Raw genomic sequence first — 25,860 nt, 5'->3', positions numbered from 1 at the left:
AGCTAATTTCACGACCACGCCAAAAGCATAGGGTTTGGTTTGTACTGAAATTCCAGCCCGCTTGTTGGCTCACGGACAGATGATTTCCGATCACTCGGGAGAGGCACGTGGCAAGTAAGTCCGAGCAGAAGCTGTCCTTGTTCGCCTTGATCGCAATGGTTGTCGGATCGATGATCGGGGCCGGCATCTTCAATCTTCCCGGCAGGTTCGCCACCGCGACGGGCCCGTTCGGCGCCATCATCGCCTGGGCGATAGCCGGAACCGGCATGTACATGCTGGCCCGGGTGTTCCAGGCGCTGGCCGAGAAGAAACCCGATATCGATTCCGGCGTCTTCGCCTATGCCAAGGCGGGATTCGGCGACTATATGGGCTTCCTCTCGGCGTTCGGCTATTGGCTCGGAAGCTGCCTCGGAAACGTCTTCTACTGGGTGCTGATCGGATCGACGCTCGGGCGCTTTTTCCCGGAGATTTTCGGGGATGGCAGCACCGCGACCGCGATCATCGTCTCGCTGGTTGGCATCTGGGCCTTCCATTTCATGATCCTGCGCGGCGTCGAGCAGGCCACCTTCATCAATAGCGTCGTGACGGTCGCCAAGATCGTACCGATCATCGTGGCGATCCTCGCCATGGCGTTCGCGTTCAACTACACGCAATTCTCCGAGAACTTTCTCGGCGGCGTAGGCATGCCGGAAAAGACCCTGGTGGCGCAGGTGCGCGACACCATGCTGATCACCGTTTTCGTCTTCCTCGGCATCGAGGGGGCGAGCGTGTATTCGCGCTTCGCAGAGAAGCGTTCGGATGTCGGCACCGCGACCATCCTGGGTTTCGTCGGCGTCACCGGCCTGATGGTGGCCATCACCCTTCTGCCCTACGCCACGGCTACGCGTGCGGCTATCGCCGGAGTCCAACAGCCCTCGCTCGCCGGCGCGCTCGAACTGGTCGTGGGACATTGGGGCGCGGTGTTCATTTCCATCGGCGTGCTGGTGTCAGTGCTCGGCGCCTATCTCGCCTGGTCGCTGATCTGCGCCGAGGTACTGTTCGCCGCGGCGAAGTCGCAGGACATGCCCAAGCTTTTCGCGGCGCAGAACGGCAACCGGGTTCCCGCCAACGCGCTTTGGCTGACCAATATCGTCGTCTCGCTATTCGTCATCTCAACCTATTGGTCGCGTGACGCCTTCAACTTCATGCTCGACATGACAAGCGTGACGGCGCTGCTGCCCTACCTGTTGGTCGCGGGCTATGGCGTGCTGATCGCCCGCCGCGGCGAGGGGTACGAGACCTCGCCTGGTCAGCGCGGGCGCGACCAGTTATTCGCCTGGATCGCCGTCGTCTACACGCTTGTCATGTTTCTGGCCGCCGGCTTGAAATACGTCCTGCTGGTGGCGGTGCTCTTCGTGCCGGGAACCGTCCTGTACCTCTGGGCGCGGCGCGAACAGAACGCGCGGATCTTCACATCGGTCGAACTCATCATCTTCGCCGTCACACTGGTCGCTGGACTCGCCGGTTTCGTCGGCCTGTTGACCGGCGCAATTACACCTTGACGAGAAAGGCACAATTCATGGCGATGGAAACGAAATTCGGCGTGCATTCCGAAGTCGGGCAGCTTCGCAAGGTCATGGTCTGCGCGCCCGGCCGCGCCCATCAGCGCCTGACGCCCACCAATTGCGACGAACTGCTGTTCGATGATGTGCTGTGGGTCGACAACGCCAAGCGCGACCATTTCGACTTCATGACCAAGATGCGCGACCGCGGCGTCGAGGTGGTGGAGATGCATAACCTCCTCGCCGAGACTGTTGCCGTCCCCGAGGCGAAGAAATGGATCCTCGACAATCAGGTGGTGCCGAACCAGGTGGGCCTAGGCCTCGTCGACGAGGTGCGCTCCTATTTGGAGGGGCTCTCCAACCGCGATCTGGCGGAGACGCTGATCGGTGGTCTCTCGACCCATGAATTCCCTGAATCCATCGGAGGCGAACAGCTTGAGCTGATCCGTGACGCGGCCGGGGTGAACGAGTATCTACTGCCGCCGCTGCCGAACACGCTCTACACCCGCGACACCACCTGCTGGATCTATGGCGGCGTCACGCAGAACCCGCTCTACTGGCCGGCGCGGCATGAGGAAACCATCCTCACCACCTCGATCTACAAGTTCCATCCAGACTTCGCCGGCAAGGTCAACGTGTGGTGGGGCGACCCGACCAAGGATTGGGGCCTCGCCACGCTCGAGGGCGGCGACGTCATGCCGATCGGTAAGGGGAATGTTCTGATCGGCATGAGCGAGCGCACCTCGCGTCAGGCCATCAGCCAGCTCGCTGCGACGCTGTTCGAGAAGGGCGCGGCCGAGCGCGTCATCGTCGCGGCGATGCCGAAACTGCGCGCGGCGATGCATCTCGACACGGTGTTCACCTTTGCCGACCGCGACTGCGTGCTGCTCTACCCCGATATCGTCAATGGCATCGAGGCGTTCTCCTACCGGCCGGACGGCAAGGGCGGCGTCGAACTGCACAAGGACAAAGGCACCTTCGTCGAGACGGTGCGCGACTCGCTCGGCCTCAAAAAGATGCGTGTTGTTGAGACCGGCGGCAATGCCTACGTCCGCGAGCGCACCCAATGGGATAGTGGCGCAAATCTGGTCTGTGCATCGCCGGGCGTCGTGTACGCCTATGACCGCAACACCTATACAAACACGCTGCTGCGAAAGGAGGGCATAGAGGTCATTACCATCATCGGCGCGGAACTAGGCCGCGGTCGTGGCGGTGGCCACTGCATGACCTGTCCGATAATCCGTGATCCGGTGGATTACTGACAAGAGAGCGTTCCCGGAGATCGGAGATGGGCGCCGCTCGTGCAGCAATTCTGGTTAGGCAATCGACGATGAGCGGCGCATCCACGAGCGGAACCGATCACCAGCATCAAGCGGACTCCCTGCGTTCCAAATGGGGTTGGTTTTTGGTGCTGGGCATCGGCCTGGCGTCGGCTGGAGTGCTGGCCGTCGCTCTGCCCGTGGTTTCCACATTCGCTGCAAGCGTTGTCCTTGGAATCGTCCTTTCGCTCGCGGGCATTGTGAAGATGGTTCAATCCCTGCGAGTCAAGGAGTGGAGCGGATTCATCTGGCAAGAGCTCACAGGCGCGGTCGAGTTGGTCGGCGGCATCCTAATATACTTCAATCCCTTCAAGGGCGCTCTCGCGATCACTCTTCTGATCGCATTGGTTTTTCTGGTGCAGGGCATCCTGCAAGTCGCCCTCGCGCTCCGGGTGCGCGATCAAGATGGTTGGCAGTGGTTCGGAGTTTCGGGCCTGGTCGCCCTTGCCGCTAGTGCGACGCTCGCATTGAAGTTGCCCTACACCAGCATTTACACACCAGGTACGGTCGCTGGCATTTCCCTCCTTGTCGCCGGTGGCGCCTACATTGCCATTGCCCTGACGATGCGTAGAGCCGGGTCATGAAGGCGCCACGCGAAGCATCCGAGCGACATCGTCCGGTCGCGATGCGGCGATGGATCAGCCGCGCTTTTTGGGCATGCTTGGTGGCTGCTGGCTTGGGGGGCGCCGGACCACCTTTCATCAGTTCGATTTCATTCGCCCAGCAACCTGGCGGAACGCAGGCGCCGCCGCCCGCTGTCGTCGTCGAGAAGATCGAGGTTCAGCGGGTCAGCACTCCCGTGCAGTTTACCGGTCGCGTGGAAGCGATAGAGGCAGTCGACATCCGGGCGCGTGTCACCGGCTTTCTGCACTCCGTCGATTTCAAGGGTGGACAAGCGGTAAAGGCTGGGGAAACGCTGTTCGAGATCGAGCCGGATCAACTCAATGCCCTGGTCGCGTCGGCACGGGCGCAGGTGGCGCGTGCCGAGGCAACACGAATATCGGCCGAACGGAGCCTGGCGCGCAACCGGGATCTGTTCGCCCGAAGAACGATCTCACAGGCCGCCTTAGACGAGGTCCAGGCAGCCTTCGATGTCGCTGCCGCGGACGTGCAGGTTGCCCAGGCGTCCTTGACTACCGCCGAACTCAACCTGTCCTATGCTCGTATCATTTCCCCGATCTCCGGCAACATCGGCCGCGCGACGTTCACGACCGGCAATCTGGTCGGATCGGATTCCGGTTCGCTGGCACGCATAGTCGGCCTGGACACCGTCCGCGTGGCTTTCGCTGTGACCGAAGGGTTGCTTGTGACGATCCGGCAGCAGGAGGCGACGAGCGGCAGTAACGTCGATCCGAGCACATTGAAACTTTCGCTGCGTCTTGCGAACGGGACGGACTACGACACGCCCGGTCGAATCGAATTTATCGAGAACGAGATCGACCCGCAGACTGGGACGGTCGCGGCCCGCGCAGTTTTCCCCAATCCTCGCCATATCCTCCTGCCGGGACAGTTCGTCACCCTCTACGTGCGGGAGAAAGACGCGCCCAGCTTGCCGATAGTACCTCAGGCAGCGGTGCTGCAGGATCGCGAGGGGCGCTTCGTCTATCTGCTCGGCAAGAGCAACACCGTCTCGCAACGGCGCATCGACACGGGCGCACGCGTCGACAATGGCTGGGCGGTCACCATTGGCCTCAGCGGCGGCGAGCAGGTTGTCGTCCAGGGAATCCAGCGTCTTGTCGAAGGCATGACGGTTCAGCCGAGCCAAGGCCAGCCCGTTGGCGATGGCCAATGATCTCCGATCTCTTCATCACCCGGACCCGGCTGGCGATCGTCTTGTCGATCGTCATTTCGATTGCAGGCGCGATCGCCATTTTTTCGCTGCCGGTGCAGCAATATCCAGAGATCACGCCGCCCACCGTCAGCGTCTCGGCCATCTATCCCGGCGCGAGCGCGGAAGTAATAGCCGATGTCGTCGGCGGGCCTCTGGAGACGGCCATCAATGGCGTCCCCAACATGATGTACATGTCGTCGACAAGTTCGAATGCCGGGCAATATTCGCTGTCCGTGACGTTTGAAGTCGGCACGGATCCAGACATTGCGCAGGTCAATGTGCAGAACAGGGCGCAACTGGCGATTTCTCAATTGCCGGCCGCGGTCACCCAGCAAGGCGTGTCGGTGCGGTCGAGATCGCCCGATTTCGTGCTCGGCATCGCCTTCTATTCTCCGGACGGCAAGCTCGACGTGCTGCAGATCACCAATTTCACCTCGACAACGATCGCCGATGCGCTGTCGCGTGTCGCCGGTGTCGGCGAGGCGTCCGTCGTCGGCGCGTCCGAATATTCGATGCGCATATGGATGGATCCGGCACGCATGGATGCGCTCGGCATAACGGCCGATGACGTGGCCACCGCCATTCAGCGGCAGAACATCCAGGCCTCGCTTGGCCAGGCCGGGGCCCCACCGGCGCGGGAAGGCACCGAGCTGCAATATACGCTCGTGGCCCGCGGCCGCCTCATGAGCACGGATGAATTCGGGGCCATCGTCGTGCGCACCGGCGAGGCCGGAGCGATCGTACGGTTGCACGACATCGCCCGCATCGAACTCGGCGCGCGCAATTATTCATCGAGCGCGAGCTTCGCCGGGCATGACACGGCGATGCTTCAGATAAACCAGGCGCCGGGAGCCAACGCGATCCAGACCGCCAACGCCGTGCTCGCCGAGCTAAAGCGTCTTGCACCCACGTTTCCGCCCGGCCTCCAGTACCAGGTCGTTTACGACGCGACACGGTTCGTCCGTACGAGCCTCTCGCTCATCGTGCGGATCCTCGGCGAGGCTTTCCTGATCGTGCTCGTCGTCACCTATCTGTTCTTGCAGGACTGGCGCGCCACCCTGGTCTCGGCGCTGGCCATGCCCGTCGCAATGCTGGGCGCCATCGCCATCCTGCTGGCGTTCGGATATTCGATAAACTCGATCTCGCTGCTAGCCCTGGTGCTGGCGATCGGATTGGTCGCCGACGATGCCATCCTTGTCGTCGAGAACGTCAAGCATGTCATGGAGGACGACCCCGCCATCGAAACGGCGGCGGCCGCCCGCAAGGCGATGGGACAGATCACGGGTCCGATCATTTCCACCACGCTCGTCCTCCTCGCCGTGGTGATCCCGACAGCTTTCCTGTCCGGCATAAGCGGGCAGCTTTACCGTCAGTTCGCGGTCACCTTGTCGGCGGCGCTGGTTATCTCGTCCGTAGTCGGCCTCACGCTCAGCCCGGCGCTCAGCGCGATCCTGCTGAGGCGCGGCCAGAGCGGATACCGGCGCGGTCCACTTGGCTGGTTCGCGCGCTTCATGAACGCGACGCGTGTCGGCTATGGTCGGTTGGTCGGTTTCCTGGTGCGCCTTTGGATCATACCTCTCGCCGCGCTTGCCGCCTGCTTCCTGGGTGCCTTCCTGCTGTTCAGCGGTCTCCCCTCCACCTTCCTCCCGGACGAGGACCAGGGCGCCCTGTTTGTCGATATCCAGCTTCCGAATGCCGCCTCGCTCGATCGCACGAGGGCGATTGTCGGCGAGGTTCAAAGGACTCTGTCGGCAACGAAAGGCGTCGAGAACGTTATTTCGGTCGCAGGCTTCAGCATCGTACAGGGCACACAATCTCCCAACGGAGCGATGGTGGTTGCGGCGCTGGATCCTTGGGATCAGCGCAACACGCCGGATCTGCGGCTGGACGCCATCCTCGCAAGATTGCGTGCGCAATTCTCAACCATTCCGGGCGCAAATGTTGCAGTCTTTTCGCCACCGGCCATTTCCGGCATCGGCGCGGTCGGCGGCCTCGATCTGCGCCTCCAGGCTTTGCAGGGCCAGCCGCCGGAGGAGATCGCGGCGGTGGTCCGTGCATTCGTTTCGGAGATCAACCAGGCGCCGGAAATCGGCGGTGTGGCGACTACCTTCAGCGCCGATGTGCCGCAGATTTATGTCGATGTCGACCGCACCCGCGCCGAAGCGCTGGGAGTGAGCGTGTCCGACATCTATTCGACGATCGGCGCCAGCTTCGGGTCGCGTTACGTGAACGATTTCACGCTGCAGGGGCGAGTCTTCCAGGTCAACCTGCAGGCTGATGCCGAGCATCGCGGGGACGCCGAGGATATCCTCAATCTCCATGTTCGCAGCCGGACTGGCGCGATGGTGCCGCTCAGGGCGGTGGTATCGACCAGCACGGTGCTCGCGCCCTTCGTCATCTCCCGCTACAACCTCTCGGTAGCGGCACAGATCAACGGCCAAGTCGCGCCAGGCGGAAGTTCCGGAGCGGCGATGGACGCCATCGAACGTGTCGCGGCCCAGGCGCTGCCGGCCGGCTATGGCTACGAGTGGTCCGGCCTATCGTTCCAGGAACGGCGCAGCGCCGGACAGGAGACCATGATCTTCGGACTGGCCTTTCTGTTCGCCTATCTGTTCTTGGTAGCGCAGTACGAAAGCTGGATGCTTCCGATCGCGGTAATTCTGTCCCTTGGAGCCGCCTTGTTCGGCGCCACGGGGGCGCTCATGCTTTTCGGACTGCAAAACAGTCTTTATGTGCAGATCGCCATCGTGCTGCTCATCGGGCTGGCGTCGAAGAACGCCATCCTGATCGTCGAATTCGCCAAGGAACGCCGCGAGGAGGGGCAACCGATCGACGAAGCGGCAAGACTTGGCGCCGAGCAGCGCTTCCGTGCCGTGATGATGACGGCTCTGTCTTTCATTCTGGGCATTATTCCACTGGCGGTGTCCACCGGCGCCGGAGCCGGCGCGCGCCAGGCGGTGGGCGTCACAATCTTTGGCGGCATGCTGGCCGCAACGACGATCGGCCTTTTCATCATCCCGGCCCTATTCGCGGCGATCCAGCATATTGCGGAGTGGGCCACTGTCCGGCCGAAGGCAGGAATCGACACCAATGAGGGAGTCCAGCAATCGGGGAGGAAGCCATGACTGCCTATGAGAATGGAACCGCATCGACTTTGCCACCCACATCGGTTCGCCTTCTCCTTGGCCTCGTGCTCATTGTCGGGGGCATATTCGTCTTGGGCGACGTGGCGCTGGCTACAGTGATCAGCGCCATTGTCATTGGTGTTACGGCCATCGTCGTGGGTGCGTTCGAGATGATGCATGCCTTCTGGATGAAAGGATGGGGCGGCTTCATATGGCAATTCCTCCTCGGCATCCTGTATATTGTTTTTGGTGCCATGGTGGTGAGGCAGCCTGTGTCAGGTGCCCTTGTCCTGACCTACGTCCTCGGACTGCTGCTTGTGGCCTCGGGCATCGTGCGCCTCTTTGTCGGCGTCAGGCACTGGAGTGACGTTGGCTGGGCGATGGTTCTGTCGGGAACATTCGGATTTCTGGCCGGACTTGTTATCCTGACTGGATGGCCCACGACCGGCCTTTGGGTGCTTGGATTTTTGCTGGGTATCGACCTTATTTCGCATGGCATTGCCTGGCTGACAAACGGCTGGGTATCTGCGGCCAAGACAGCGTGAATTCTCGCGGCGGCCGGGCTCGCCGATGTGATCACTGCGCGGTGCTGCGTTGCGGAGCCGCGGATCGGTCCGTCAATACATATGGTGTTCGCATTGTTTGATGGGATTGGATCGGGGTTGCCCGATTCCAGCGATATCGACCGTGCCGGTCATTGCGCCTGGAGCCGAAGGAGCAGGCGGCTCAGACGCTCGGACGGGGCAGCGGTCTGTACCTCGTGTATGTGCCAGTTCGATGGTCCTTTTTTGACACCAGCTCTCACTTCGCTTGGGCAGTATCCGAACTCGCGCCTGAAAGCCCGGCTGAATTCAGCGCCATCACAGAAGCCGTGCTCGTCACCAATGTCGAGAATTCGACGGCGGTCATTCGGATCAGCGAGCGCTGCATGGGCCGCCAGTAGCCGCCGATGCTGGATGTAGTGCACGATCCCTCCGGAAGCCTCGAAAAGTCGGTAGAGACGTGAACGCGATATCCCGAGTCCGCGTGTCAGACGCTCGGTGCCGAGATCCGGTTCAAACAGATGAAGTTGCACGAACCGACGGGCGCGCTCGAGCAAGGTGGCGGAAATCGGATCATGGGCTTCAGCGAGATGGTCAGAGCATGGCGCGATGCAACCCTGTAGCATCGCTCTGGTCGCACCGAGCAAGCCAGGAAGATCGCCAACATTGATCGTAGGAAGCCTCTGGGCGAGGCTGGCCAGATAGTCGGCAAGCAGCGCACCCATGCCTCCACCGAGCACGGTGAACTCGGCCATGTCGAGACCCCACCCCATGTCGCGGCAGAAGTCGCGGGGTACGAAGAGCAACAGCATTTCGCTGTCTGTAACGCTGCCCTCGAAGACCCGGCCAAGCGAATGCACCTGCACCGATCCGGCCTCCCCGTCGAAAGACCTGGATGGAGTGGTCGTTTGCGATCTGCCGTCCCGGATAAGGGTCACCAACCAATGATCGATGGGGTCCCGGCGAATGCGACCCGCCAGGCTGGTAAAATCCAAGCCATTGGTGCTGATCTGAGCCAGGGCAAGATCGCCTAGGTCCCAGAGAAGCTGCGTGCCGGCGAAACCCGCCGCGGTATCGCTCGGCTCGACAAAGTCGAGCATAGTCGCAAAGTTCTGGCGCCATGCCGCAAACTGGTCGCTCGGAGGCAGTTCCCGAGTCGAGAATTCAAAGCAGGGAACCGGAACGCGTTCCGGGACAACCGGACGCAGATCATTCTTGGGAGCGACCGTTGCTGCTTGAGGCAACGGCTCGGCGAAGTCGACCGAAAGCGCCCTCGCTGCGTTAGCGGTCACAATCGGACCTCCTAACGGGCGCAAGCCCTGACCGGGCCAGATTTCCCGCTCAGGGTCTTCAACAACCAGTCCACAACGTCGGCACGCCGAAAGCAAAGATACATTAGGGATGCGTTATGCGCACCCCTTTTCGCGCAGCCCGCGACTGTCGGCAAGAGCACTCTCATCAGAGATATCTTTCAAAGACAAGAATATCTCCCCGCAAGTGCCAATCTAAACCGGTTTTTCCGGTTGTACAAGGTAGTTGGATTTCGACGCCCCCGCCTGGCCGTGAAGCATAGTTAATACCGCTAAGAAGCACCGGATCTTTCGACAGGACCTCCGGACAGCAGCGCAGCAATCCAGCGTGTCGAGTGTTGGTGCATGCAACATGTGACTACAACAATCAGAATTGGGACGCCGATGAAAGCCCCGGGCAAACCCCATAAAAAGCTCCAGAAGAAGATGGCAAACATCACGGCAAAGGGCGAGATCGCCAGCGATGCGCCGGTCAGGGATGGCTCCAGATAACTGCCGATAACGAACTGAATGGCGTTCAGGCCGAGGAACACAATCAGGGCCAGCTGCCACGACCCGGACTGCGCGACAGCGAACAAGGTCGGAAAGATTGTAGCCACCAACGGTCCGACGAACGGAATATAGTTCAGCGCAAAAGCGATCGCCGCCCAAGCGCTTGCGAGTTCGAGCCCGGCAGCCAAGGCAAACCCCCACACGACCAAGCCCGTCAGCACGCATGCGATACTGCGGACCACCATGAAACGGCGGACCTTGGCGCCAATTTCGCGGCCGATTTGCAAGAGCATCTCGCCTTGAGGTTGAGCCGAACTCAGGCGAAGACGACGCTGGAAATCGTCGGCTTCGAGCAGGCCAAGCATGACAAAGATGAAGGTCAATATGGCAAAGCCGACCATGCTGTTCAGCCGATTGAGAAGGCCTTGCGTCAAGCTGATCAGCCAGGTCAGATTGAAATGCTCTTCAAGCGGACCAACGATTGCGATGCCATGGCTCTCCAGCCAGTCCGCCCAGTGCGTGTATATCTCCTGAAGCCGGCCGGTATTATAGAACAGCCATTGCGACAGTTCGCCGAGTCCCCAGACGACGGCGGATCCAACGATTACGATCACTGCAAGCGTGAGCAACAGTGTGATCAGCATCGCCGCCAGCTTCGCAATCCGCCTTTGCAAAGCCATTTGAACGGGCAAGACCAGCGCGAGAACGAACAATGAGAATGCAACTGGCATAAAGATTGATTTGGCGAAATACAACAATGCGAGGACGAGGATGCCGGTTGCAACAGGATGAACCGCCCCGCGACCGCTCGTTTCTGTCATTTCTGGCTTGTCGTCTGTCGAGCGCAACGGTCGCAATCTCCGGAACGGAAGTGTTCACAGCCGAGAAGAAGCCAAGCTCAAATTCCTGCCGGAAGCCTCAACGGCAGCGGCCGGCATGAACTGGCCGAAAACCATCCGGACGGGCCAGGCAAGCGTTGGAGAAGGTGCGCAGGCGCCCACTCCGGCTCGCACAAACCGGAGCAAACTCTCGAGTACAGGCTATCGGCTGGGTCGGCCGCGACATGCGACACTGGCCATTGCTCACCACCTGGAATCCTTGGGCGCGAGCCATGCACGCGTTGCCAAATGTCTGCAGCCTTTCGCCTCGTCGACCGCAAACAGGTGCATGCTGGAAGGTGCAGGCCTGGGGTCGCGGGGGAACAGGACGAGGATGATCGACGGCGACAGTGCATGCCGACAACAATGCCGCGACCAGCAAGCAGGTGCTCGGGTGAGCAAACAGGCATTGCACCTGCTTCACCTCATTTCTCCTTCGGACCGCCCTCGACGCCTGGCTCCGCCTACGGCAAATGCAACGCACGCGGTAAGGACGAGGCCGCCTAATAATCCTGCGATGCCAACCCCGACAAGGATTGCCGGGGTAAGGACGCCAACGCCTTGCGCCGTGGCGTCCACCGCGCCCTCCACCTTTCCGACAATACGGGCGACGCCTGGCAGCTGTCCGGCCAGCCAGGTCAGAGCCAGTCCGCCGATCGCGCCCGTCAAGGCATCGGCTTTTGCGCCCAGACGAAGACCCGTCCATCGCCCCAGAGCGAGGCCGGCCGCTGCACCACAGATGACCTCTATGGCGAGTACGACAGCAGTCTCGAATGCGCCCATCGTTCTGTCCACGTTGCTAGGCGATCGGCTCACGCGATTCCTGAGCGGCGTTGAATCTTATGCGGCTTTGGACGCCTGACTAAGCGCCTCACGAAGGATCTGCTCCTTCGTCTCGTCCAGCGATGTCTTGAGTACGACGCCACCAAATCCCTTGATTGCGCTCAGCACCTTGTCGGCGGTCATTCCGTGGACGAGCACGAACAGTGCAGCATTTCCCGGCTGCAAGGTGGCCGACAGATCCTTCATGAAAGCATCGTTTATTCCGACGTCGGTCAGTGCGCCGCCAAGCGCGCCGGAAGCGGCGCCAATCGCCACGCCGATGACGGGATTGAGGAAAATGACACCGATGAGCAGCCCCCAGAAGCTACCGGACACAGCACCAGTGACGGTGGTGTTCATGATCTGGTTGAGCTTTACGTTGCCAGCTTCCGTCTTGGTCGCGATCACGGCGTCGCCGATGTTGATGAGGTATTCCTTCTGCAATGCAAACAGGCGCTGGCGCACCTCTTCAGCCTTGGCTTCGGAGGGGTAGACTATGACGACCAGGTCGGACATGGGGCCTCCACTGCGAAAATCGATGGGATCGAGATGCGCTCACAAGATTGCGGGATGCCATTTTAGGTCTCTACCAAAGCGAAGAAATTAGCCGGGAATCCCACGCCTTTGCGGTCCGTCCCTTTTTGATTGCAGCCCAAGACGCCAGAACGGCTTCGACTGACGCCGGATCGCCGCAGGCAGTTACTTCATCTCAGCGGTACACAGCCGTCATCCGGAGGTCTGCATGAAGCGGCATTGTCTGATCGGGCTTCCGCGAAGGGGGAGAGCGCATTGGGAATTCGAACAGGGAACAGAGCACCGCTGGGTGACATCAGAAGATGGAAGTGGGTTTCCTGTCCTGTTCTCCTTGGCCAAACGGGTCATGCGTCGCCCCGCGAGCGTTACGGCGGAGCAAGATACGAAACGCGATCACCTGCATGGCGCCTCGAAGATTCGCCCGTGCCGATCCCGGTATCGACAATATCCGCGACGGTCGGCCGCCGCTCCGATTAAGGTACCCGCGACGGCCCCGATTGCACCGCCAACGACCGCATTTCGCACGTCGTTACCGCCAGCTGCCGTTCCGAGCGCGGCGCCGCCAACCCCCCCGATCACAGCACCTTTTTCCGCGTTGGTGCAGCCTGTCAAACCTGAGGCGACTGCAAGCGCAAGAGCCAATTTCCTCATGATGGTCTCCTCGTAGCTACCTGGCAATCTTCAGCGATGGCGCACCCGGATGGGGTGGAAAGCCTAGTGCGGTAGGGCCATCGTCTTCATTCGCAGCTGTCAGCCTTTCATGAGTGCCCCGACGAACCCGGCCAGCACAATCAGGACAACACCTCCGAGCAGCCCTGCTATTCCCGCTCCGATCAACATGGTCGGCGTCAGGCCATCGGCGTGGTGGCCGATGAGGGGCCCAACACCTGGAATCCGGGCGGAGGGCCATACAAAAAGCAGACCGCCAATGCCGCCGATTATGCCGTCGGCTGTCCTGCCAAGGCTGAAACTTGGCACCCGGCGGCCGAGCGCAATTCCGCTTGCAGCGCCGCAGACGAACTCTATGACCATGATTGCGACGGCTGGCATGGCTACGCGTCCAGGAATTTAGAGAGCTCCACCATAGAACCCCACAATCCCGATTCTAGCGGACGAGCGACGTCTTGAGCCGCGCCGCCATATTTTCTGATCTCCATCAGGATTTCGCAATCATGATGAGGACGATGGTCGAGTTGCCGTACACCTTATCCGAGCGGGCGCGCGAAGAAATTAGCTGAGAATCCCGTGGTTGAGCTCTACGTCTCATTGTGGGGCGGCAACACAACTCACTGCCTTCGTCGATCCGCACAGCGATCTGAAATGTGTTGGTCCGGCGCTCGTATCAGGCTATCTTATCGGGGTGTATGCAGGGTACGAGTTTGCACTCATGGATGGATAGGTTCCGTGAACAAAGACTCTCTCGAAGCTACAAGTGCGACCGATTTTCGCCAGAAACGGCGATCCGAGTTGCTGACTTTCTTCGTCCTGGCTTTTGGCATTTGGCCGATTGCAGCCGTTGGCGCAGTCGGCGGATACGGTTTCCTCATCTGGATGTGGCAGATTGTCTTCGGTCCGCCGGGACCTCCCCACGGCTTGCATTGAGGTTCGGCGATGGACCACGCCCGCAATCTTAGCCGCCGCAATTTTCTGCAGGGCCGCACCGTTCCGGCCTTGGGAATCCGGCCTCCAGGCATGTTGAACCATGTTCTTGATACATGCACGGGCTGCGCAGCCTGCGTCGAAGCTTGCCCGACAGGCATTATTTCTCTCGTTCACGCCTTTCCGGCTCTCGATTTCACCGTCGGAGAATGCATCTTTTGCGGCGAATGCGCGAAGGCCTGCCCGGAGCCCGTATTCAGTACAGACACGCCGCGAAGATTTGCGCATGCGGTCGCCATATCCGCGTCCTGCTTTGCGAAGTCAGGCATCGCCTGCCAGTCATGCCTCGACGCCTGTCCCGAGCAGGCGATACACTTCCGGCCACGCATTGGCGGTCCCTTTCTTCCAGAACTGAACGAGGACGCCTGCAGCGGATGCGGGGCGTGCATCGGCGTTTGTCCCGCCAGCGCGATCGGCGTGAGTGAACGCGCCAGGGACGACATCCATGCCTGAGGATCGGCGCTACCATCACATATCGAGCGCTGTCGTCTCGGTGCTGCCGACGAGGGGGGATGATGTCGCGGCGCAGCTGTCAGCGATGCGCGATGTCGAGGTCTATGCACATGAAGGCGGCAAGATCGTCGTCGTCATCGAGGGCACGAGCACAGGGGCGATGGGCGACTATCTCACCCAAATCGCGCTGCTCGACGGGGTTGTTGCTGCGAACATGGTGTTCGAACATATCGAGGCTGAGGAGGGCACCGGGCAATGACGTTCGAATTGACGCGGCGCGACATCCTGAAAGCCCATGCCGCGGGCATAGCCGCGGCGACCGCAGGGATTGCGCTCCCTGTGTCCGCCCAGCCCGTGCCCGGCGGCGTGAGCGCGCTTGAAATCAAATGGTCCAAGGCCCCCTGCCGCTTCTGCGGCACCGGATGCGGAGTCATGGTCGGCGTCAAGGAGGGCCAGGTCGTCGCGACCCACGGCGATATGCAGGCCGAAGTTAACCGCGGCCTGAACTGCGTCAAAGGGTATTTCCTGTCCAAGATCATGTATGGCGCCGATCGGCTGACCACGCCGCTTTTGCGCAAACGCAACGGCGTGTTCGACAAGGAAGGCGAGTTCGAGCCGGTCTCCTGGGACGAGGCTTTCGACGTGATGGCCCAAAAGTGCAAGCAGGTGCTGAAGGATAAAGGGCCGACGGCAATCGGCATGTTCGGCTCCGGCCAGTGGACGATCCATGAAGGCTATGCCGCGACCAAGCTGATGCGGGCCGGCTTCCGCTCCAACAATCTCGATCCCAATGCCCGTCACTGCATGGCGTCCGCCGCCTACGCTTTCATGCGGACATTTGGCATGGACGAGCCGATGGGTTGCTACGACGATTTCGAGGCCGCCGATGCGTTCGTGCTGTGGGGTTCGAACATGGCCGAAATGCACCCGATCCTGTGGACGCGACTGGCGGACCGGCGGCTCGGCCACCCGCATGTGAAGGTCGCGGTGCTGTCGACCTTCACGCATCGCAGCATGGATCTGGCCGACGTGCCGATCATATTCAAGCCGGGTACGGATCTTGCCATCCTCAACTACATCGCGAACCACATCATCACGACGGGTCGCGTCAATGAGGCATTCGTGCGCGACCACACAACCTTCATGAAGGGCGCAACCGATATTGGCTATGGTCTCAGGCCTGAACATCCGCTGGAGATAGCCGCGACCGGCGCGGCCAACGCCGGCAAGATGGAGCCCATCGACTTCGATGAATTCAAGGCGTTCGTGTCGGACTACACGCTCGAAAAGACCGTTGAACTGACCGGCGTGGAGAGGGAATTCCTCGAGGAGCTTGCAGAACTCTATGCAGACCCCAGTCGCAAGGTCATGTCGCTCTGGACCATGGGATTCAACCAGCATGTCCGTGGCGTGTGGGCCAACCAGATGGTCTACAATATTCATCTGCTGACCGGAAAAATCTCCGAGCCCGGCAACAGCCCGTTTTCGCTGACCGGGCAACCCTCGGCCTGCGGCACAGCGCGTGAGGTCGGAACATTCGCGCATCGCCTGCCGGCAGACATGGTGGTGACCAACCCCGAGCACCGCGCTCATGCGGAGGAAATCTGGAAATTGCCGCATGGCCTGCTGCCGGAAAAGCCAGGCTATCACGCGGTCGAGCAGGACCGGATGCTGAAGGACGGCAAGCTGAATTTCTATTGGGTGCAGGTCAACAACAACGTCCAGGCGGCGCCGAATGACAGTCAGGAGACCTATCCTGGCTACCGCAATCCCGACAATTTCATTGTCGTGTCCGATGCCTATCCGACGGTGACGGCGATGAGCGCCGATTTGATCCTGCCGGCAGCCATGTGGGTCGAGAAGGAAGGCGCCTACGGCAACGCCGAGCGACGAACGCACGTCTGGCACCAATTGGTGCAGGCCAAGGGCGAGGCGCGCTCCGATCTCTGGCAGTTGGTCGAATTTTCCAAGCGCTTTACGACCGACGATGTTTGGCCCGCGGAAATCCTCGAAAGTAGCCCAGAGTATCGGGGCAAGACGCTTTTTGACGTGCTCTTCCGAAACGGCAATGTCGACAAATTTCCGGTCAGCGAGGTCGACCCGGACTACGACAACAACGAAGCCAGGGATTTCGGGTTCTATCTGCAGAAGGGGTTGTTCGAGGAGTACGCCACATTTGGGCGCGGACACGGACACGATCTGGCGCCCTATGACCGCTACCACGAAGAGAGGGGCCTGCGCTGGCCCGTGGTAGATGGCAAGGAGACTAAATGGCGTTACCGCGAGGGCTACGATCCTTATGTCAAGCCGGGCGAGGGCGTGCGATTCTATGGCAAGCCCGACGGGAAGGCCGTCATCCTTGCGGTGCCCTACGAGCCGCCGGCGGAATCGCCGGATAAGGAATACGATCTCTGGCTGGTCACCGGACGTGTTCTGGAACACTGGCATTCTGGGTCGATGACTATGCGTGTTCCGGAACTCTACAGGGCGTTTCCCGGGGCGTGCTGCTTCATGAACGCCGACGATGCGCGCAAGCGCGGCCTGAACCAGGGCGCCGAGATCAGGATCATCTCGCGCCGGGGAGAAATCAGATCGCGGCTGGAAACGCGCGGCCGCAACCGGATGCCCAAGGGCGTGATCTTCGTACCGTGGTTCGACGCCAGCCAGTTGATCAACAAGGTCACGCTCGACGCCACCGATCCCATCTCCAAACAGACGGATTTCAAGAAATGCGCGGTCAAGATCGTTTCGGCCTCTTGATAAAGCGGCGCAAACTGGCGATGGGCATCGCCGTTGCCATCCTTCTCACAGGGACCGCGGCGATCGCCCAGATGGCCTCGAAACTGACAGGGGCTACGCCGCCTATGGAGTCAGTTCCCGCTCAACCTCTACCGAAATGGATCGTCGACGATATTCGCAAGATGCGCGCCTATCCTGACCAACCCCCGGTGATCCCCCATTCGATCGAGGGTTATCAATTGTCGGTCAACACCAACCGCTGTCTCTCGTGCCACAAGCGCGAGTTCACCGAAGGTTCTGGCGCACCGATGATCAGCGTTACCCATTACATGACGCGCGAAGGTCAGATGATCGCCGATGTCTCGCCGCGACGCTACTTCTGCACGGCCTGCCATGTGCCACAGGCCAACGTTCAGCCTCTTGTCCAAAACCTCTTCAAGGACATGAGCGAGTTGGGTGTCAAACCCGCCGGGAGCGAGTAGGCATGCAGCGGATAAAAAAAATTGCGCTGTGGGCAGGGCGCGTCCTCACCGCGCCAGCCGCAACCCTCAGTCTCGCATTCCTGACGCTCGGCGGCTTCGTTGGCGGCGTCATGTTCTGGGGCGCTTTCAATACTGCGCTTGAGTTGACCAACACCGAGCAATTCTGCATTTCGTGCCACGAGATGGAGGACAACGTCTATCAGGAACTGACGCGGACGGTCCACTTCTCCAACCGTTCTGGAGTCCGCGCTTCTTGCCCGGACTGCCATGTGCCGCACAAATGGACCGACAAGATCGCGCGCAAGATGCAAGCTTCGAAAGAAGTCTGGGGCAAGATCTTCGGCACCATCAACACGAGACGCAAGTTTCTCGACATGCGCCTCTATCTTGCCGAACATGAGTGGGCGCGGCTGAAGGCCAATGACAGCCTCGAATGTCGTAACTGCCATTCGTCGGTCGCCATGGACCTGTCAAAGCAAACCGTGCGGGCCGCCGAAATCCATACACGCTACCTGCTTTCCGGCGAGGCGACATGCATCGACTGTCATAAGGGCATCGCGCATGAGTTGCCGAATATGGAGGGCGTCGATCCGGGCTGGAAGGTGCGGCCGGAACTCCAGGGCGAGAAGCTTCCGAAGTCCTCCGCCATCGACGAACTCGAGCGTTTGATGGCGACTTATCATCCCGGGCGCTAGTCTAAAGGACGGCGGTTTCGCATGATCGCCCATCACCAACAAAGCGAGAAACCGTTCAAACGCCGTATGGGTAGGATCATCAACCCCGGTATCGCTTGAACGATCAACTGTCAGGGATGCGCTACTGGCGGTCATCCGACGAGGTGCCAGCCCCAGGTCTGAATGGACAGACTTGCAGGCGATTTGCCGTCCTTGCCCCACATAGCCCAAAGGTTATCTTGGGGAGGGCGCGCTCAGCAAGTGACGAGCTCGGTGTGGCCAAAGCCCTTGGAGTAATCGAGCACTGAGATGACCGAAGGCATCACGCGAAATATGCGCACCTGCTCCGGCGTCGGCATCGGGCCCGGCAGCGAAACTTGCTCCGGATACTTCAGCGGCAGCATCCGCAGAACCTTTTCCGCTTCGGCCCGGTCCACCACCGGCTGTGCACGCGCCGCCATGGAAAGTCCGGTGATGTCCATCACCTGTGGCGCGTCGTGATCGATGGTCAAGGACACGCGATCGTCTCGCGCCAGATTCGCAGCCTTCTGGCTTTCCAGACCGCAGAGGAAGTAAAGGGTAAGGCCTTCGTTCACGTAGCCGACGGTCGTCGCCTGCGGCCAGCCGTCCGGCCTCAGCGTTGCAACCGTCATGATCCGATGCTGATCCAACAACGTCTCGATCTTGTTTCTGCTCTCTTCGTCCATCTGCTGTCTCCAAAATCATTGCTGACCGTGACCATGGTAGGGGCCGTAGGCCGTTTCGCATTGACGCACATCAACACAGTGGCGGGCAAACGCGCGGAACGAAACGCAAATAAGTTGTGCCCGTTCTGCGGCAAAAGGTTCGTTTCCTTGGCTATGCTGAATATGTCAGCATTTCGCAGCGCCAAGCGGACTTGGCCAGCGTGCGCAAAGCGCGGGAGGGGATTGTCGAGTTGCGGCCGGGGACGGCGAGACCCACTCCCCGTCGTCCCATCGATGGTTCGCAGCCGGCTCGGCACCGGCGGAAAAGAGGGAACAATTCCAGGCTCTTAAGTTACCACCGAAAGGCTCGCCGAGGTCGGCTGCAACACGCCGGGGAACGGGCCGATCCTGGCGCGATGCCCGGACTGGAAGAGGTTGCTGTGGAGGTTGGCGATCCACTGCTTGCCTTCCGTCGTTAGCTCCAGATAGCGGATCGCGTCGCCGATATAGGGCTCGACCTGCAGCGTGAAGAAATCGGTGAAGATGGCGCCGAGATCGGCGGCGGTCTTGCAGCCGAGCTTTTCCACCATCCCGATCTCAGAGAACTCGGCAAACAGCGCCGGCAGCTTGCGGTGATAGAAGGGATCAGCGAGCTGGCCGATCAGGTCCGCGGCCCTGACCAGCGCCGGCTCGGTGTTGGTGACCTGGTAGGCCGGATCGTTCGGCACCGGAAAGCGCGTCATCTCGATCGCCGCGACGATGCGCTCCTCATTGACGAACTTCGAGGAAGCAAAACGTTGGCGCGCATAGATTTTGGCGCGCTCGATATGATAGGGCGCAAGCACCGCGTCGGAGGCGCCGCGCGGTGGCGTAAAGACGTCGCCGGCCTCGTTAATGACGAAGCTGTCCTCGGTGTCGCCTTGGCACACGCCGTGGACCATGCCGATGTCGTGGACAAGCAACGCGCAGGTATAGTGCAGCCAGTCATCGGGGGTCAGGGATTCCGAAAGCAGCCGGCCGCGGATGATCTGCTGGCCAGCAAGCGTAACCATCAGCGTGTGCTCGATGTTGTGGTATAGGGCGTTCGAATTGCCGATGCGCTCCAGGACAAGGCGGGCCGCTCCACCTATGTAGCTCGCATATTCCGGATTGCGATGCGAGAAATACTGAAGATAGAGGTCTGACAGATAGTCGCCGAGCCGGTCGGCCATGATGGAGATTGGATTGAGCATGACAATCGTTCCTGACCGCTTTGAAGCATGACAAGTCGCGCCGCGCGGCGGCCATCCTAGCACAGTTCCCAGATATTATCTTAGGACCGAGGCCACCGAGGCAGCGGCGACTACCGAATGTCGCTGCGGTCGCCCTCGCCACTCACGAAACCGTGGCCGCTGTCGGTGCTGCACACATCGACGACACACGATCACACCCGGGACTGCACACCAGATACGGTCAAGCCGTCGGTGCCGCGCCGCGCCGCTCGAGCGCGGTCTTGCGGATGATTTCCGCGATCTCCGGGCTGCTGCTGCACAACATTTGGAAATCCACCGCATGCAGCGACAGGAGTGAGACCATCGTTGCAGCGCTCACGGTCGCCGAACGCGGTTCGCCGCTGATCAGCGCCATCTCGCCGAAGAAGGCGCCAGGGCCAAGCTCCACCGGGTTCGGCGTCGCGACGCTGACGCGCCCCTCTACGACGAAGAACATCTGATCACCGGGTTCGCCAATACGGCAGATCACGGCGCCCGCCGGCACCATGCGAGGTCTCAACGCGCGCACGATCTCGACCAGAACGGCCGGGCCGAGCTTCTGAAACAACGGCACGGTGGCGACCAATTGCCAATTACGGACGAAATCCCCGCGACGGACTTCTTGATAGAAGCCGGTGGCAAGAATACCGGCCCAGAGCCCGAAGATGCCGATGCCACTCATCATGACCGCCCCAGCAAGGACGCGGCCGGCGAAGCTCTGCGGAATTTCGTCGCCATAGCCGGTGGTGGACAGCGTGACCACAGCCCACCACATTGCCTGGGGGATGCTGCCGAACTTTTCCGGTTGGATGTCGCGCTCGATGACATAGGCGGCCAGCGCGACAGCGAACAGAACGACGCCGAAGAGCGTGGTGACGCCGATCAGGTTGCGCGCTTCGTTGGCCAAGACCCTGCCCAGCACCGGGAAGAAAGTCGAGTCGCGCAGCGGTTTCAACAGCCAGACAGCACAGTAGAGGCTCCAGTCGGGGGTGCCGACAAGCAGAAATGCAGCGAGTGGAACCAAAACCGCGAGCACATCAATAGCGATCGCCGGCGTCCTGTCCCGAACGTCGCCCGCCCGGCGTTTGAGCAGCGTCGCGGCCAGTTCCAGGAGATAGGCGCCCCAAATGACTACGAGCACGGCAGCCAGAGCCAGTCTGCTTCGACCGGAGATGTTCGGAGTCGTGAGCGTAGCCACCGCCAAAAGCCCGGGCGCAGCCAGAACCGCGTTGAGCGGCGCGTATATTCTTAAGAAACGCAGTACCGACATTCTGTGCCCACGAGCCGCTTCTACCTCCAGAATAGAATGCCTTCAAGGCAAGCGCAAAGGTGCTTGCTGGCGTTGCGATGTGCGTCACCGCGGTGAACCCAGATGCACGGGATTGCTTCGTGACCGGACGTGAACAGACAGGCCACAACCGGCGAGAATGATCCGATCCGGACACAGAGACGGATCGCAAATACTCGGGAGAAACAGAGACCGGCTGGGCGACCAAGCCCGACTGATCAGAGATGGTCCAGTCTATCTTACGGATAAGTCGAGCGAATTTCGGGCTACCTAGCATAGTCCAGTTTTGCCGTGACTGAGTGGTGAAGGCGGCAGTCTCGCGCTAACCAGTCTCCGCCTGAATTCCCTGAAAACAGCAAAGCAGCGAATTCGCTCGCAACAAGGCTTTGCTTCGAAGGCATCGATCGCGATAGGCGCGGATCGCGGCATGAACGGACATTCGAGCAGCGGTTTGCCAGTTTGCCCTTGTGCGAACGCCGGTATTCTTCCTCTGGTCGGCGAAAAGCTGCTTGCGACGTGGGGAAACTGCTAAGGTATGCTTCCGAAGGAAGCGGGGCAACCGAGTATGGAACGACGCCTGACCGCAATATTGGCCGCCGACGTGGTCGGCTATTCCAGGCTGATGGGGCTTGATGAAGCTGGCACGCTGTCGGCGCTCAAGACGCATCGGCGCGAGATGGCCGACGGCAAGATCGCCGAACACCAGGGCCGCATCGTCAAGCTCACGGGCGATGGCATGCTGGTCGAGTTCCCGAGCGTGGTGAACGCAGTGGCGTGCGCCGCTGACATCCAGCGCCGGATGCACGAGCGCAATGTCGACGTGCCGGAGGAGCGCCGCATCGAATTCCGCATCGGCGTCCATCTCGGTGACATCATCTTCGAGGACAACGACATCTATGGCGACGGCGTCAACATAGCGGCGCGCATCGAAAGCATCGCCAAGCCCGGCGGCATCGCGGTGTCCGGCTCGGTCCGCGACAATGTCGGCAACCGGCTCGATCTCTCCTTCGAGGACACCGGCGAGCAGACGCTGAAGAACATCGACCGGCCGGTTCGAGTCTACAATGTCGACCTCTTCGCCGGCGCGGCGTGGCCCAAGCCAGCGCCGGCGAAGGAGAAACCGTCGATTGCTGTGCTGCCGTTCAACAACATGAGCGGCGACCCGGAGCAGGAATATTTCTCCGACGGCATCACCGAGGACATCATCACCGACCTGTCGAAGATCTCCGGCCTGTCGGTGATCGCCCGCAATTCGGTGTTCACCTACAAGGGCAAGTCCGTCGACGTGCAGGAGGTCAGCCGGCGCTTCAATGTCGCAACGGTGCTTGAAGGCAGCGTCCGCAAGGCCGGCCAGCGCGTGCGCATCACCGCGCAGCTGATCGACGGCAAGGACAGCACGCATCTGTGGGCCGATCGTTACGACCGTGACCTGACGGACATCTTCGCGATTCAGGACGAGATCACAAAAACGATCGTCGATCAGCTCAAGGTCAGGCTGCTGCCGGAAGAAAAGAAGGCGATCGAGGCGTCGCCGACCGAGAGTGTCGAGGCTTACACCTACTATCTGAGAGGCCGTGAGTTTTTCCACCGCGGCACGAAGCTGAACTACCGGCTCGCCAGACGGATGTTCACGATGGCGATCGAGCTCGACCCTCTCTATGCGCGCGCCTATGCCGGCAGCGCCGATTGCGACTCCTTCCTGTTCCTCGACTACAGCGAGGAGGTGTCGCTCGACGGCATACTGGCCAACGCCGCCAAGGCGCTCGAGATCGAAAGCGGACTGGCCGAAGCGCATGCCTCGCGCGGACTGGCCCTCTCGATCGGCCAGCGGTACGACGAAGCGGATCGAGAATTCGAGCAAGCGATCGCGGGCAATCCCAACCTGTTCGAAACCCACTATTTCTACGCCCGCAGCTGTTATGCGCGGGGAAAGCTCGAAAAGGCCGCCGTCCACTGGGAGCGCGCCGCCGAGATAGACCCCAACGACTACCAATCCCAGCTTCTGCTGATTCAGATCTATCGCACGTTGGGACGGCATGAGGAACAAAGGGAGACGGCTCGCAGGGGTGTTGAACGAGCCGAGCGCGAGTTTGCAAGGAATCCGGAAAATCCCCGGCCTGCCTACCTCGGCGCCAACGCGCTCGCCGGACTTGGCGAGTTCGATCGGGCGAAGGAGTGGGCCGCGCGCGCTTTCGCGATCGACCCCGACGATGTCCTGACCCAATACAACCTTGCCTGCTTCCACTGCTTCCTCGGAGATTTCGACCGGACGTTCGACATGCTCGAGAGGGTGATGCCGCGCGCCAACCACGAGATGAAAGCTTGGGTTCTGCAAGACTCGGATTTTGATCCGCTGCACAGCCTTCCGCGCTGGCAGACGGTGCTGGAGCTTGCGAGATAGCAATGGAACGACACCTGACCGCAATATTGGCCGCCGACGTGGTCGGCTATTCCAGGCTGATGGGGCTTGACGAAGCCGGCACGCTGTCGGCGCTCCTGTGCATCGACCTGCTGGAGCCCTATTTGCGGCTGGTAGGGGACCACATGAAATCATGGTTCAAGAACGATTCGGATTTCGATCCCATCCGCAGCCATCCGCGCTACAAGGATCTGCTGAAACTGATCGGCTAGCGACAGCACCATATTTGCTGTGAGTGATTGGTGATCCCGACAGGAATCGAACCTGTGACCTACAGATTAGGAATTTGCCAGATGGCCTTTCCTATTGTTTCCCAATGCCGGTCGTTGTACGATTAGGCTACTATTAACATATTCAAATTGTTGCAATTTTCGAACTGCGCTGCTATGATAGCGTCGACAGACCAACAGATCCATCCGGTAGCAACACCACGCAATTGCCGTACTAATCCCGTACTAATTTCATGACAGACCTTCGACTCGCCCTTACAGACCGCGCCGTTGCAAGCCTCCAGCAGGCGTCCTCGGGCCAATATCTTGCTCGGGACAGCGACCTGCCGGGCTTCATGGTGCTCGTGGGCAAACGGAAAAAGACGTTCGTTGTCCAGGGTGATCGAATGAAGGCGGGCAAGCGTCTTTCCGTCCGGATGAAGGTTGCCGACGTCGGAGAACTCACGACGCGCGCGGCGCGGGCGAAGGCCAAGGACATTCTCGGGAAGATCGCCAACGGCGTGGACCCTCGCGCGTCGACGCGCAAGCGGGACGGCGAAGCTGTAGCGGTTGATTTGCCATCGATTACGGACCCGACGCTGCGCATTGCTTGGGAACGCTACCGCGACGGGCATATGAAGAACAAAGGCCGAAGCGATGGGACGATCAACAACTATCGTGATCATATCGAGCGGCTGTTGGCCGATTGGCTTGACGAGCCGCTTTCCAAGCTGGGCAACGATCCTTCCCTCGTGACTGTGCGGCACGAGACACTCACCAAGGAAAACGGCGCCTATATAGCCAACGGCTGCATGCGGACGCTACGGGCCGTCTACAATCATGCTCGCAAGGTTGCCCGCACGCTGCCTGCGGACAACCCGGTCTCGGCCATAGACTGGAATGCCGAACATCGGCGCAACACCGCGCTCGGGCTTTCGGATCTGGAGGAATGGTTCACACAACTCGCGGCCTTGAAGAACCCAGTTCGTCGAGAACTCCATCTGTTCATGCTGCTGTCAGGCCATCGCCCTGAAGCGATCAGGAAGGCGCGGGTTGAACATGTCGACTTTCGCGCACGTGTCCTGCACATACCCAAGCCGAAGGGTGGTGAGGTCAAGGCATTCGACATACCGCTTTCGCGAGCTATGATCCGCTGCCTGGTTCGAGTGGTGCGCATTGGTCGGGCTCTCTACGCCGAGCAATCGCGTGACTGGCTATTCCCAGCAGAGAGCGAACGCGGTCACGTCATCGAGCACAAGGAGAAACGCTGCGATCTGTCGAAATGGGGGAATGACCTGCGGCAGACTTTCCGGACAATCGCCCAAGCCGCTGGCGTTGCGGAGTTGGACGTCCATCTTCTGATGAACCACTCCATCCCGGGCGTGAATGCAGGTTACATCACGCGCAACAAGCTGCTGAGCGACCACCTGCGCCAGCAGCAGGAGGTGATCTCACGTCGGATGCTCGAAGCCGGACGCTTGGGAAGGAAAGAAACGAACCCCCTCGCTCGCTCTTGGCCCGTAGTTCCAAGCCGGCGCGTGCTTTCTGATCTAATAAGCGGCAAGGATTAGCGGCTTCAACAAAAGGGGAACGTTTGTCCTCCAATG

General features: G+C 60.6%; 23 protein-coding genes and 1 tRNA gene. 15 read left to right on the top strand and 9 right to left on the bottom strand.

What is annotated here, in order from left to right:
- Nucleotides 1-107: 107 nt before the first annotated feature.
- Genes CGZ66_RS24995 through CGZ66_RS24970 form a run of 6 tightly spaced genes read left to right on the top strand, consistent with a single transcriptional unit; the run spans nucleotide 108 to nucleotide 8,361 of the window.
- Nucleotides 108-1,541 (top strand): basic amino acid/polyamine antiporter, encoded by a 1,434-nt coding sequence (locus CGZ66_RS24995; RefSeq protein ID WP_095089050.1) that lies wholly within the window; start codon nucleotides 108-110, stop codon nucleotides 1,539-1,541.
- Between the two features lie 23 nt (nucleotides 1,542-1,564).
- Nucleotides 1,565-2,803, top strand: coding sequence for an arginine deiminase (locus CGZ66_RS24990; protein ID WP_167392253.1), 1,239 nt, complete (start codon nucleotides 1,565-1,567; stop codon nucleotides 2,801-2,803).
- A 26-nt stretch (nucleotides 2,804-2,829) separates the two neighbouring features.
- Entirely contained in the window at nucleotides 2,830-3,444 is a 615-nt protein-coding gene (locus tag CGZ66_RS24985; RefSeq protein WP_095089046.1) for an HdeD family acid-resistance protein, read from the top strand.
- Nucleotides 3,441-4,652: an efflux RND transporter periplasmic adaptor subunit gene (locus tag CGZ66_RS24980; protein WP_095089044.1), complete on the top strand. Its 1,212-nt coding sequence runs from the start codon at nucleotides 3,441-3,443 to the stop codon at nucleotides 4,650-4,652. Before CGZ66_RS24985 ends, CGZ66_RS24980 begins: the two co-directional genes overlap by 4 nt.
- Nucleotides 4,649-7,816, top strand: coding sequence for an efflux RND transporter permease subunit (locus CGZ66_RS24975; RefSeq protein ID WP_095089042.1), 3,168 nt, complete (start codon nucleotides 4,649-4,651; stop codon nucleotides 7,814-7,816). Before CGZ66_RS24980 ends, CGZ66_RS24975 begins: the two co-directional genes overlap by 4 nt.
- Complete coding sequence (locus CGZ66_RS24970; protein ID WP_095089040.1) at nucleotides 7,813-8,361, top strand: HdeD family acid-resistance protein; 549 nt, start codon at nucleotides 7,813-7,815, stop codon at nucleotides 8,359-8,361. Before CGZ66_RS24975 ends, CGZ66_RS24970 begins: the two co-directional genes overlap by 4 nt.
- Nucleotides 8,362-8,510: 149 nt before the next feature.
- Here the strand turns inward: CGZ66_RS24970 and CGZ66_RS24965 are convergent, their stop codons facing one another.
- From CGZ66_RS24965 to CGZ66_RS24935, 5 genes are all read right to left on the bottom strand, one after another.
- Nucleotides 8,511-9,650 carry a helix-turn-helix domain-containing protein gene (locus CGZ66_RS24965; RefSeq protein WP_245331203.1) on the bottom strand — a complete coding sequence of 380 codons (1,140 nt, stop codon included), beginning with the start codon at nucleotides 9,648-9,650 and terminating at the stop codon, nucleotides 8,511-8,513.
- A 290-nt stretch (nucleotides 9,651-9,940) separates the two neighbouring features.
- On the bottom strand, nucleotides 9,941-10,981 hold the full coding sequence (locus CGZ66_RS24960) for an AI-2E family transporter (RefSeq protein ID WP_095089038.1): 1,041 nt from the start codon (nucleotides 10,979-10,981) through the stop codon (nucleotides 9,941-9,943).
- 897 nt (nucleotides 10,982-11,878) lie between these two features.
- Nucleotides 11,879-12,376, bottom strand: a complete 498-nt coding sequence (locus tag CGZ66_RS24945) for a DUF1269 domain-containing protein (RefSeq protein ID WP_095089034.1) — start codon at nucleotides 12,374-12,376, stop codon at nucleotides 11,879-11,881.
- 411 nt (nucleotides 12,377-12,787) lie between these two features.
- Nucleotides 12,788-13,045, bottom strand: a complete 258-nt coding sequence (locus CGZ66_RS24940) for a YMGG-like glycine zipper-containing protein (protein ID WP_095089560.1) — start codon at nucleotides 13,043-13,045, stop codon at nucleotides 12,788-12,790.
- A 99-nt stretch (nucleotides 13,046-13,144) separates the two neighbouring features.
- Nucleotides 13,145-13,444, bottom strand: a complete 300-nt coding sequence (locus CGZ66_RS24935) for a hypothetical protein (protein ID WP_095089032.1) — start codon at nucleotides 13,442-13,444, stop codon at nucleotides 13,145-13,147.
- A gap of 354 nt (nucleotides 13,445-13,798) precedes the next feature.
- Here CGZ66_RS24935 and napE point away from each other — a divergent pair, with 354 nt between their 5' ends.
- The 6 genes from napE to CGZ66_RS24905 are packed head-to-tail and all read left to right on the top strand — an operon-like array spanning nucleotide 13,799 to nucleotide 18,422.
- A complete protein-coding gene (gene napE, locus CGZ66_RS24930) occupies nucleotides 13,799-13,996 on the top strand; it encodes a periplasmic nitrate reductase, NapE protein (RefSeq protein WP_245331202.1) in 198 nt (65 codons plus the stop codon).
- A gap of 9 nt (nucleotides 13,997-14,005) precedes the next feature.
- Nucleotides 14,006-14,506: a ferredoxin-type protein NapF gene (gene napF, locus CGZ66_RS24925; RefSeq protein ID WP_095089028.1), complete on the top strand. Its 501-nt coding sequence runs from the start codon at nucleotides 14,006-14,008 to the stop codon at nucleotides 14,504-14,506.
- On the top strand, nucleotides 14,499-14,765 hold the full coding sequence (locus CGZ66_RS24920; RefSeq protein WP_095089026.1) for a chaperone NapD: 267 nt from the start codon (nucleotides 14,499-14,501) through the stop codon (nucleotides 14,763-14,765). Before napF ends, CGZ66_RS24920 begins: the two co-directional genes overlap by 8 nt.
- Complete coding sequence (gene napA / locus CGZ66_RS24915) at nucleotides 14,762-17,266, top strand: periplasmic nitrate reductase subunit alpha (RefSeq protein WP_095089024.1); 2,505 nt, start codon at nucleotides 14,762-14,764, stop codon at nucleotides 17,264-17,266. Before CGZ66_RS24920 ends, napA begins: the two co-directional genes overlap by 4 nt.
- Nucleotides 17,236-17,727 carry a nitrate reductase cytochrome c-type subunit gene (locus tag CGZ66_RS24910; RefSeq protein ID WP_095089022.1) on the top strand — a complete coding sequence of 164 codons (492 nt, stop codon included), beginning with the start codon at nucleotides 17,236-17,238 and terminating at the stop codon, nucleotides 17,725-17,727. Before napA ends, CGZ66_RS24910 begins: the two co-directional genes overlap by 31 nt.
- 2 nt (nucleotides 17,728-17,729) lie before the next feature.
- The gene (locus CGZ66_RS24905; RefSeq protein WP_095089018.1) at nucleotides 17,730-18,422 is read left to right on the top strand and encodes a NapC/NirT family cytochrome c; all 693 of its coding nucleotides are present in this window, start codon (nucleotides 17,730-17,732) and stop codon (nucleotides 18,420-18,422) included.
- Nucleotides 18,423-18,655: 233 nt separating this feature from the next.
- On the opposite strand, the gene CGZ66_RS24900 is transcribed toward CGZ66_RS24905, so the two are convergent.
- The 3 genes from CGZ66_RS24900 to CGZ66_RS24890 form a co-directional block, all read right to left on the bottom strand.
- The gene (locus CGZ66_RS24900) at nucleotides 18,656-19,108 is read right to left on the bottom strand and encodes a pyridoxamine 5'-phosphate oxidase family protein (protein WP_095089016.1); all 453 of its coding nucleotides are present in this window, start codon (nucleotides 19,106-19,108) and stop codon (nucleotides 18,656-18,658) included.
- Nucleotides 19,109-19,434: 326 nt separating this feature from the next.
- The gene (locus CGZ66_RS24895; RefSeq protein WP_095089014.1) at nucleotides 19,435-20,319 is read right to left on the bottom strand and encodes a metal-dependent phosphohydrolase; all 885 of its coding nucleotides are present in this window, start codon (nucleotides 20,317-20,319) and stop codon (nucleotides 19,435-19,437) included.
- Between the two features lie 220 nt (nucleotides 20,320-20,539).
- On the bottom strand, nucleotides 20,540-21,607 hold the full coding sequence (locus tag CGZ66_RS24890; protein ID WP_095089012.1) for a cyclic nucleotide-gated potassium channel: 1,068 nt from the start codon (nucleotides 21,605-21,607) through the stop codon (nucleotides 20,540-20,542).
- A 583-nt stretch (nucleotides 21,608-22,190) separates the two neighbouring features.
- Between CGZ66_RS24890 and CGZ66_RS24885 the strand changes: the two genes are divergently transcribed.
- Together CGZ66_RS24885 and CGZ66_RS24880 are read left to right on the top strand one after the other, a co-directional pair.
- Nucleotides 22,191-24,026 carry an adenylate/guanylate cyclase domain-containing protein gene (locus CGZ66_RS24885; protein ID WP_143748847.1) on the top strand — a complete coding sequence of 612 codons (1,836 nt, stop codon included), beginning with the start codon at nucleotides 22,191-22,193 and terminating at the stop codon, nucleotides 24,024-24,026.
- Nucleotides 24,027-24,028: 2 nt separating this feature from the next.
- Entirely contained in the window at nucleotides 24,029-24,256 is a 228-nt protein-coding gene (locus tag CGZ66_RS24880) for a TPR end-of-group domain-containing protein (RefSeq protein WP_095089009.1), read from the top strand.
- Nucleotides 24,257-24,284: 28 nt separating this feature from the next.
- Here the strand turns inward: CGZ66_RS24880 and CGZ66_RS24875 are convergent.
- Nucleotides 24,285-24,349, bottom strand: a tRNA-Arg gene (locus CGZ66_RS24875).
- Between the two features lie 158 nt (nucleotides 24,350-24,507).
- Here CGZ66_RS24875 and CGZ66_RS24870 point away from each other — a divergent pair.
- Nucleotides 24,508-25,824, top strand: a complete 1,317-nt coding sequence (locus CGZ66_RS24870; RefSeq protein ID WP_095089007.1) for a tyrosine-type recombinase/integrase — start codon at nucleotides 24,508-24,510, stop codon at nucleotides 25,822-25,824.
- The last annotated feature ends 36 nt before the right edge of the window (nucleotides 25,825-25,860 follow it).

It is taken from the genome of Mesorhizobium sophorae, assembly GCF_002270415.1.
Lineage (GTDB): Bacteria > Pseudomonadota > Alphaproteobacteria > Rhizobiales > Rhizobiaceae > Mesorhizobium > Mesorhizobium sophorae.
The sequence above is the reverse complement of the archived record's forward strand: the minus strand, read 5'-3'. Positions and strand labels throughout refer to the sequence as shown.

Bases quoted from the DNA above. Each gene is read 5' to 3' on its own strand.
- CGZ66_RS24920 (WP_095089026.1), top strand. From the start codon at position 14,499: ATGCCTGAGGATCGGCGCTACCATCACATATCGAGCGCTGTCGTCTCG.
- CGZ66_RS24990 (WP_167392253.1), top strand. From the start codon at position 1,565: ATGGAAACGAAATTCGGCGTGCATTCCGAAGTCGGGCAGCTTCGCAAG.
- CGZ66_RS24945 (WP_095089034.1), bottom strand. From the start codon at position 12,376: ATGTCCGACCTGGTCGTCATAGTCTACCCCTCCGAAGCCAAGGCTGAA.
- CGZ66_RS24870 (WP_095089007.1), top strand. From the start codon at position 24,508: ATGACAGACCTTCGACTCGCCCTTACAGACCGCGCCGTTGCAAGCCTC.
- CGZ66_RS24895 (WP_095089014.1), bottom strand. From the start codon at position 20,319: ATGCTCAATCCAATCTCCATCATGGCCGACCGGCTCGGCGACTATCTG.
- CGZ66_RS24935 (WP_095089032.1), bottom strand. From the start codon at position 13,444: ATGCCAGCCGTCGCAATCATGGTCATAGAGTTCGTCTGCGGCGCTGCA.
- CGZ66_RS24940 (WP_095089560.1), bottom strand. From the start codon at position 13,045: ATGAGGAAATTGGCTCTTGCGCTTGCAGTCGCCTCAGGTTTGACAGGC.
- CGZ66_RS24970 (WP_095089040.1), top strand. From the start codon at position 7,813: ATGACTGCCTATGAGAATGGAACCGCATCGACTTTGCCACCCACATCG.
- napF (WP_095089028.1), top strand. From the start codon at position 14,006: ATGGACCACGCCCGCAATCTTAGCCGCCGCAATTTTCTGCAGGGCCGC.
- CGZ66_RS24900 (WP_095089016.1), bottom strand. From the start codon at position 19,108: ATGGACGAAGAGAGCAGAAACAAGATCGAGACGTTGTTGGATCAGCAT.
- CGZ66_RS24885 (WP_143748847.1), top strand. From the start codon at position 22,191: ATGGAACGACGCCTGACCGCAATATTGGCCGCCGACGTGGTCGGCTAT.
- CGZ66_RS24910 (WP_095089022.1), top strand. From the start codon at position 17,236: ATGCGCGGTCAAGATCGTTTCGGCCTCTTGATAAAGCGGCGCAAACTG.
- napA (WP_095089024.1), top strand. From the start codon at position 14,762: ATGACGTTCGAATTGACGCGGCGCGACATCCTGAAAGCCCATGCCGCG.
- CGZ66_RS24985 (WP_095089046.1), top strand. From the start codon at position 2,830: ATGGGCGCCGCTCGTGCAGCAATTCTGGTTAGGCAATCGACGATGAGC.
- CGZ66_RS24975 (WP_095089042.1), top strand. From the start codon at position 4,649: ATGATCTCCGATCTCTTCATCACCCGGACCCGGCTGGCGATCGTCTTG.
- CGZ66_RS24980 (WP_095089044.1), top strand. From the start codon at position 3,441: ATGAAGGCGCCACGCGAAGCATCCGAGCGACATCGTCCGGTCGCGATG.
- CGZ66_RS24905 (WP_095089018.1), top strand. From the start codon at position 17,730: ATGCAGCGGATAAAAAAAATTGCGCTGTGGGCAGGGCGCGTCCTCACC.
- CGZ66_RS24960 (WP_095089038.1), bottom strand. From the start codon at position 10,981: ATGACAGAAACGAGCGGTCGCGGGGCGGTTCATCCTGTTGCAACCGGC.
- CGZ66_RS24890 (WP_095089012.1), bottom strand. From the start codon at position 21,607: ATGTCGGTACTGCGTTTCTTAAGAATATACGCGCCGCTCAACGCGGTT.
- CGZ66_RS24880 (WP_095089009.1), top strand. From the start codon at position 24,029: ATGGAACGACACCTGACCGCAATATTGGCCGCCGACGTGGTCGGCTAT.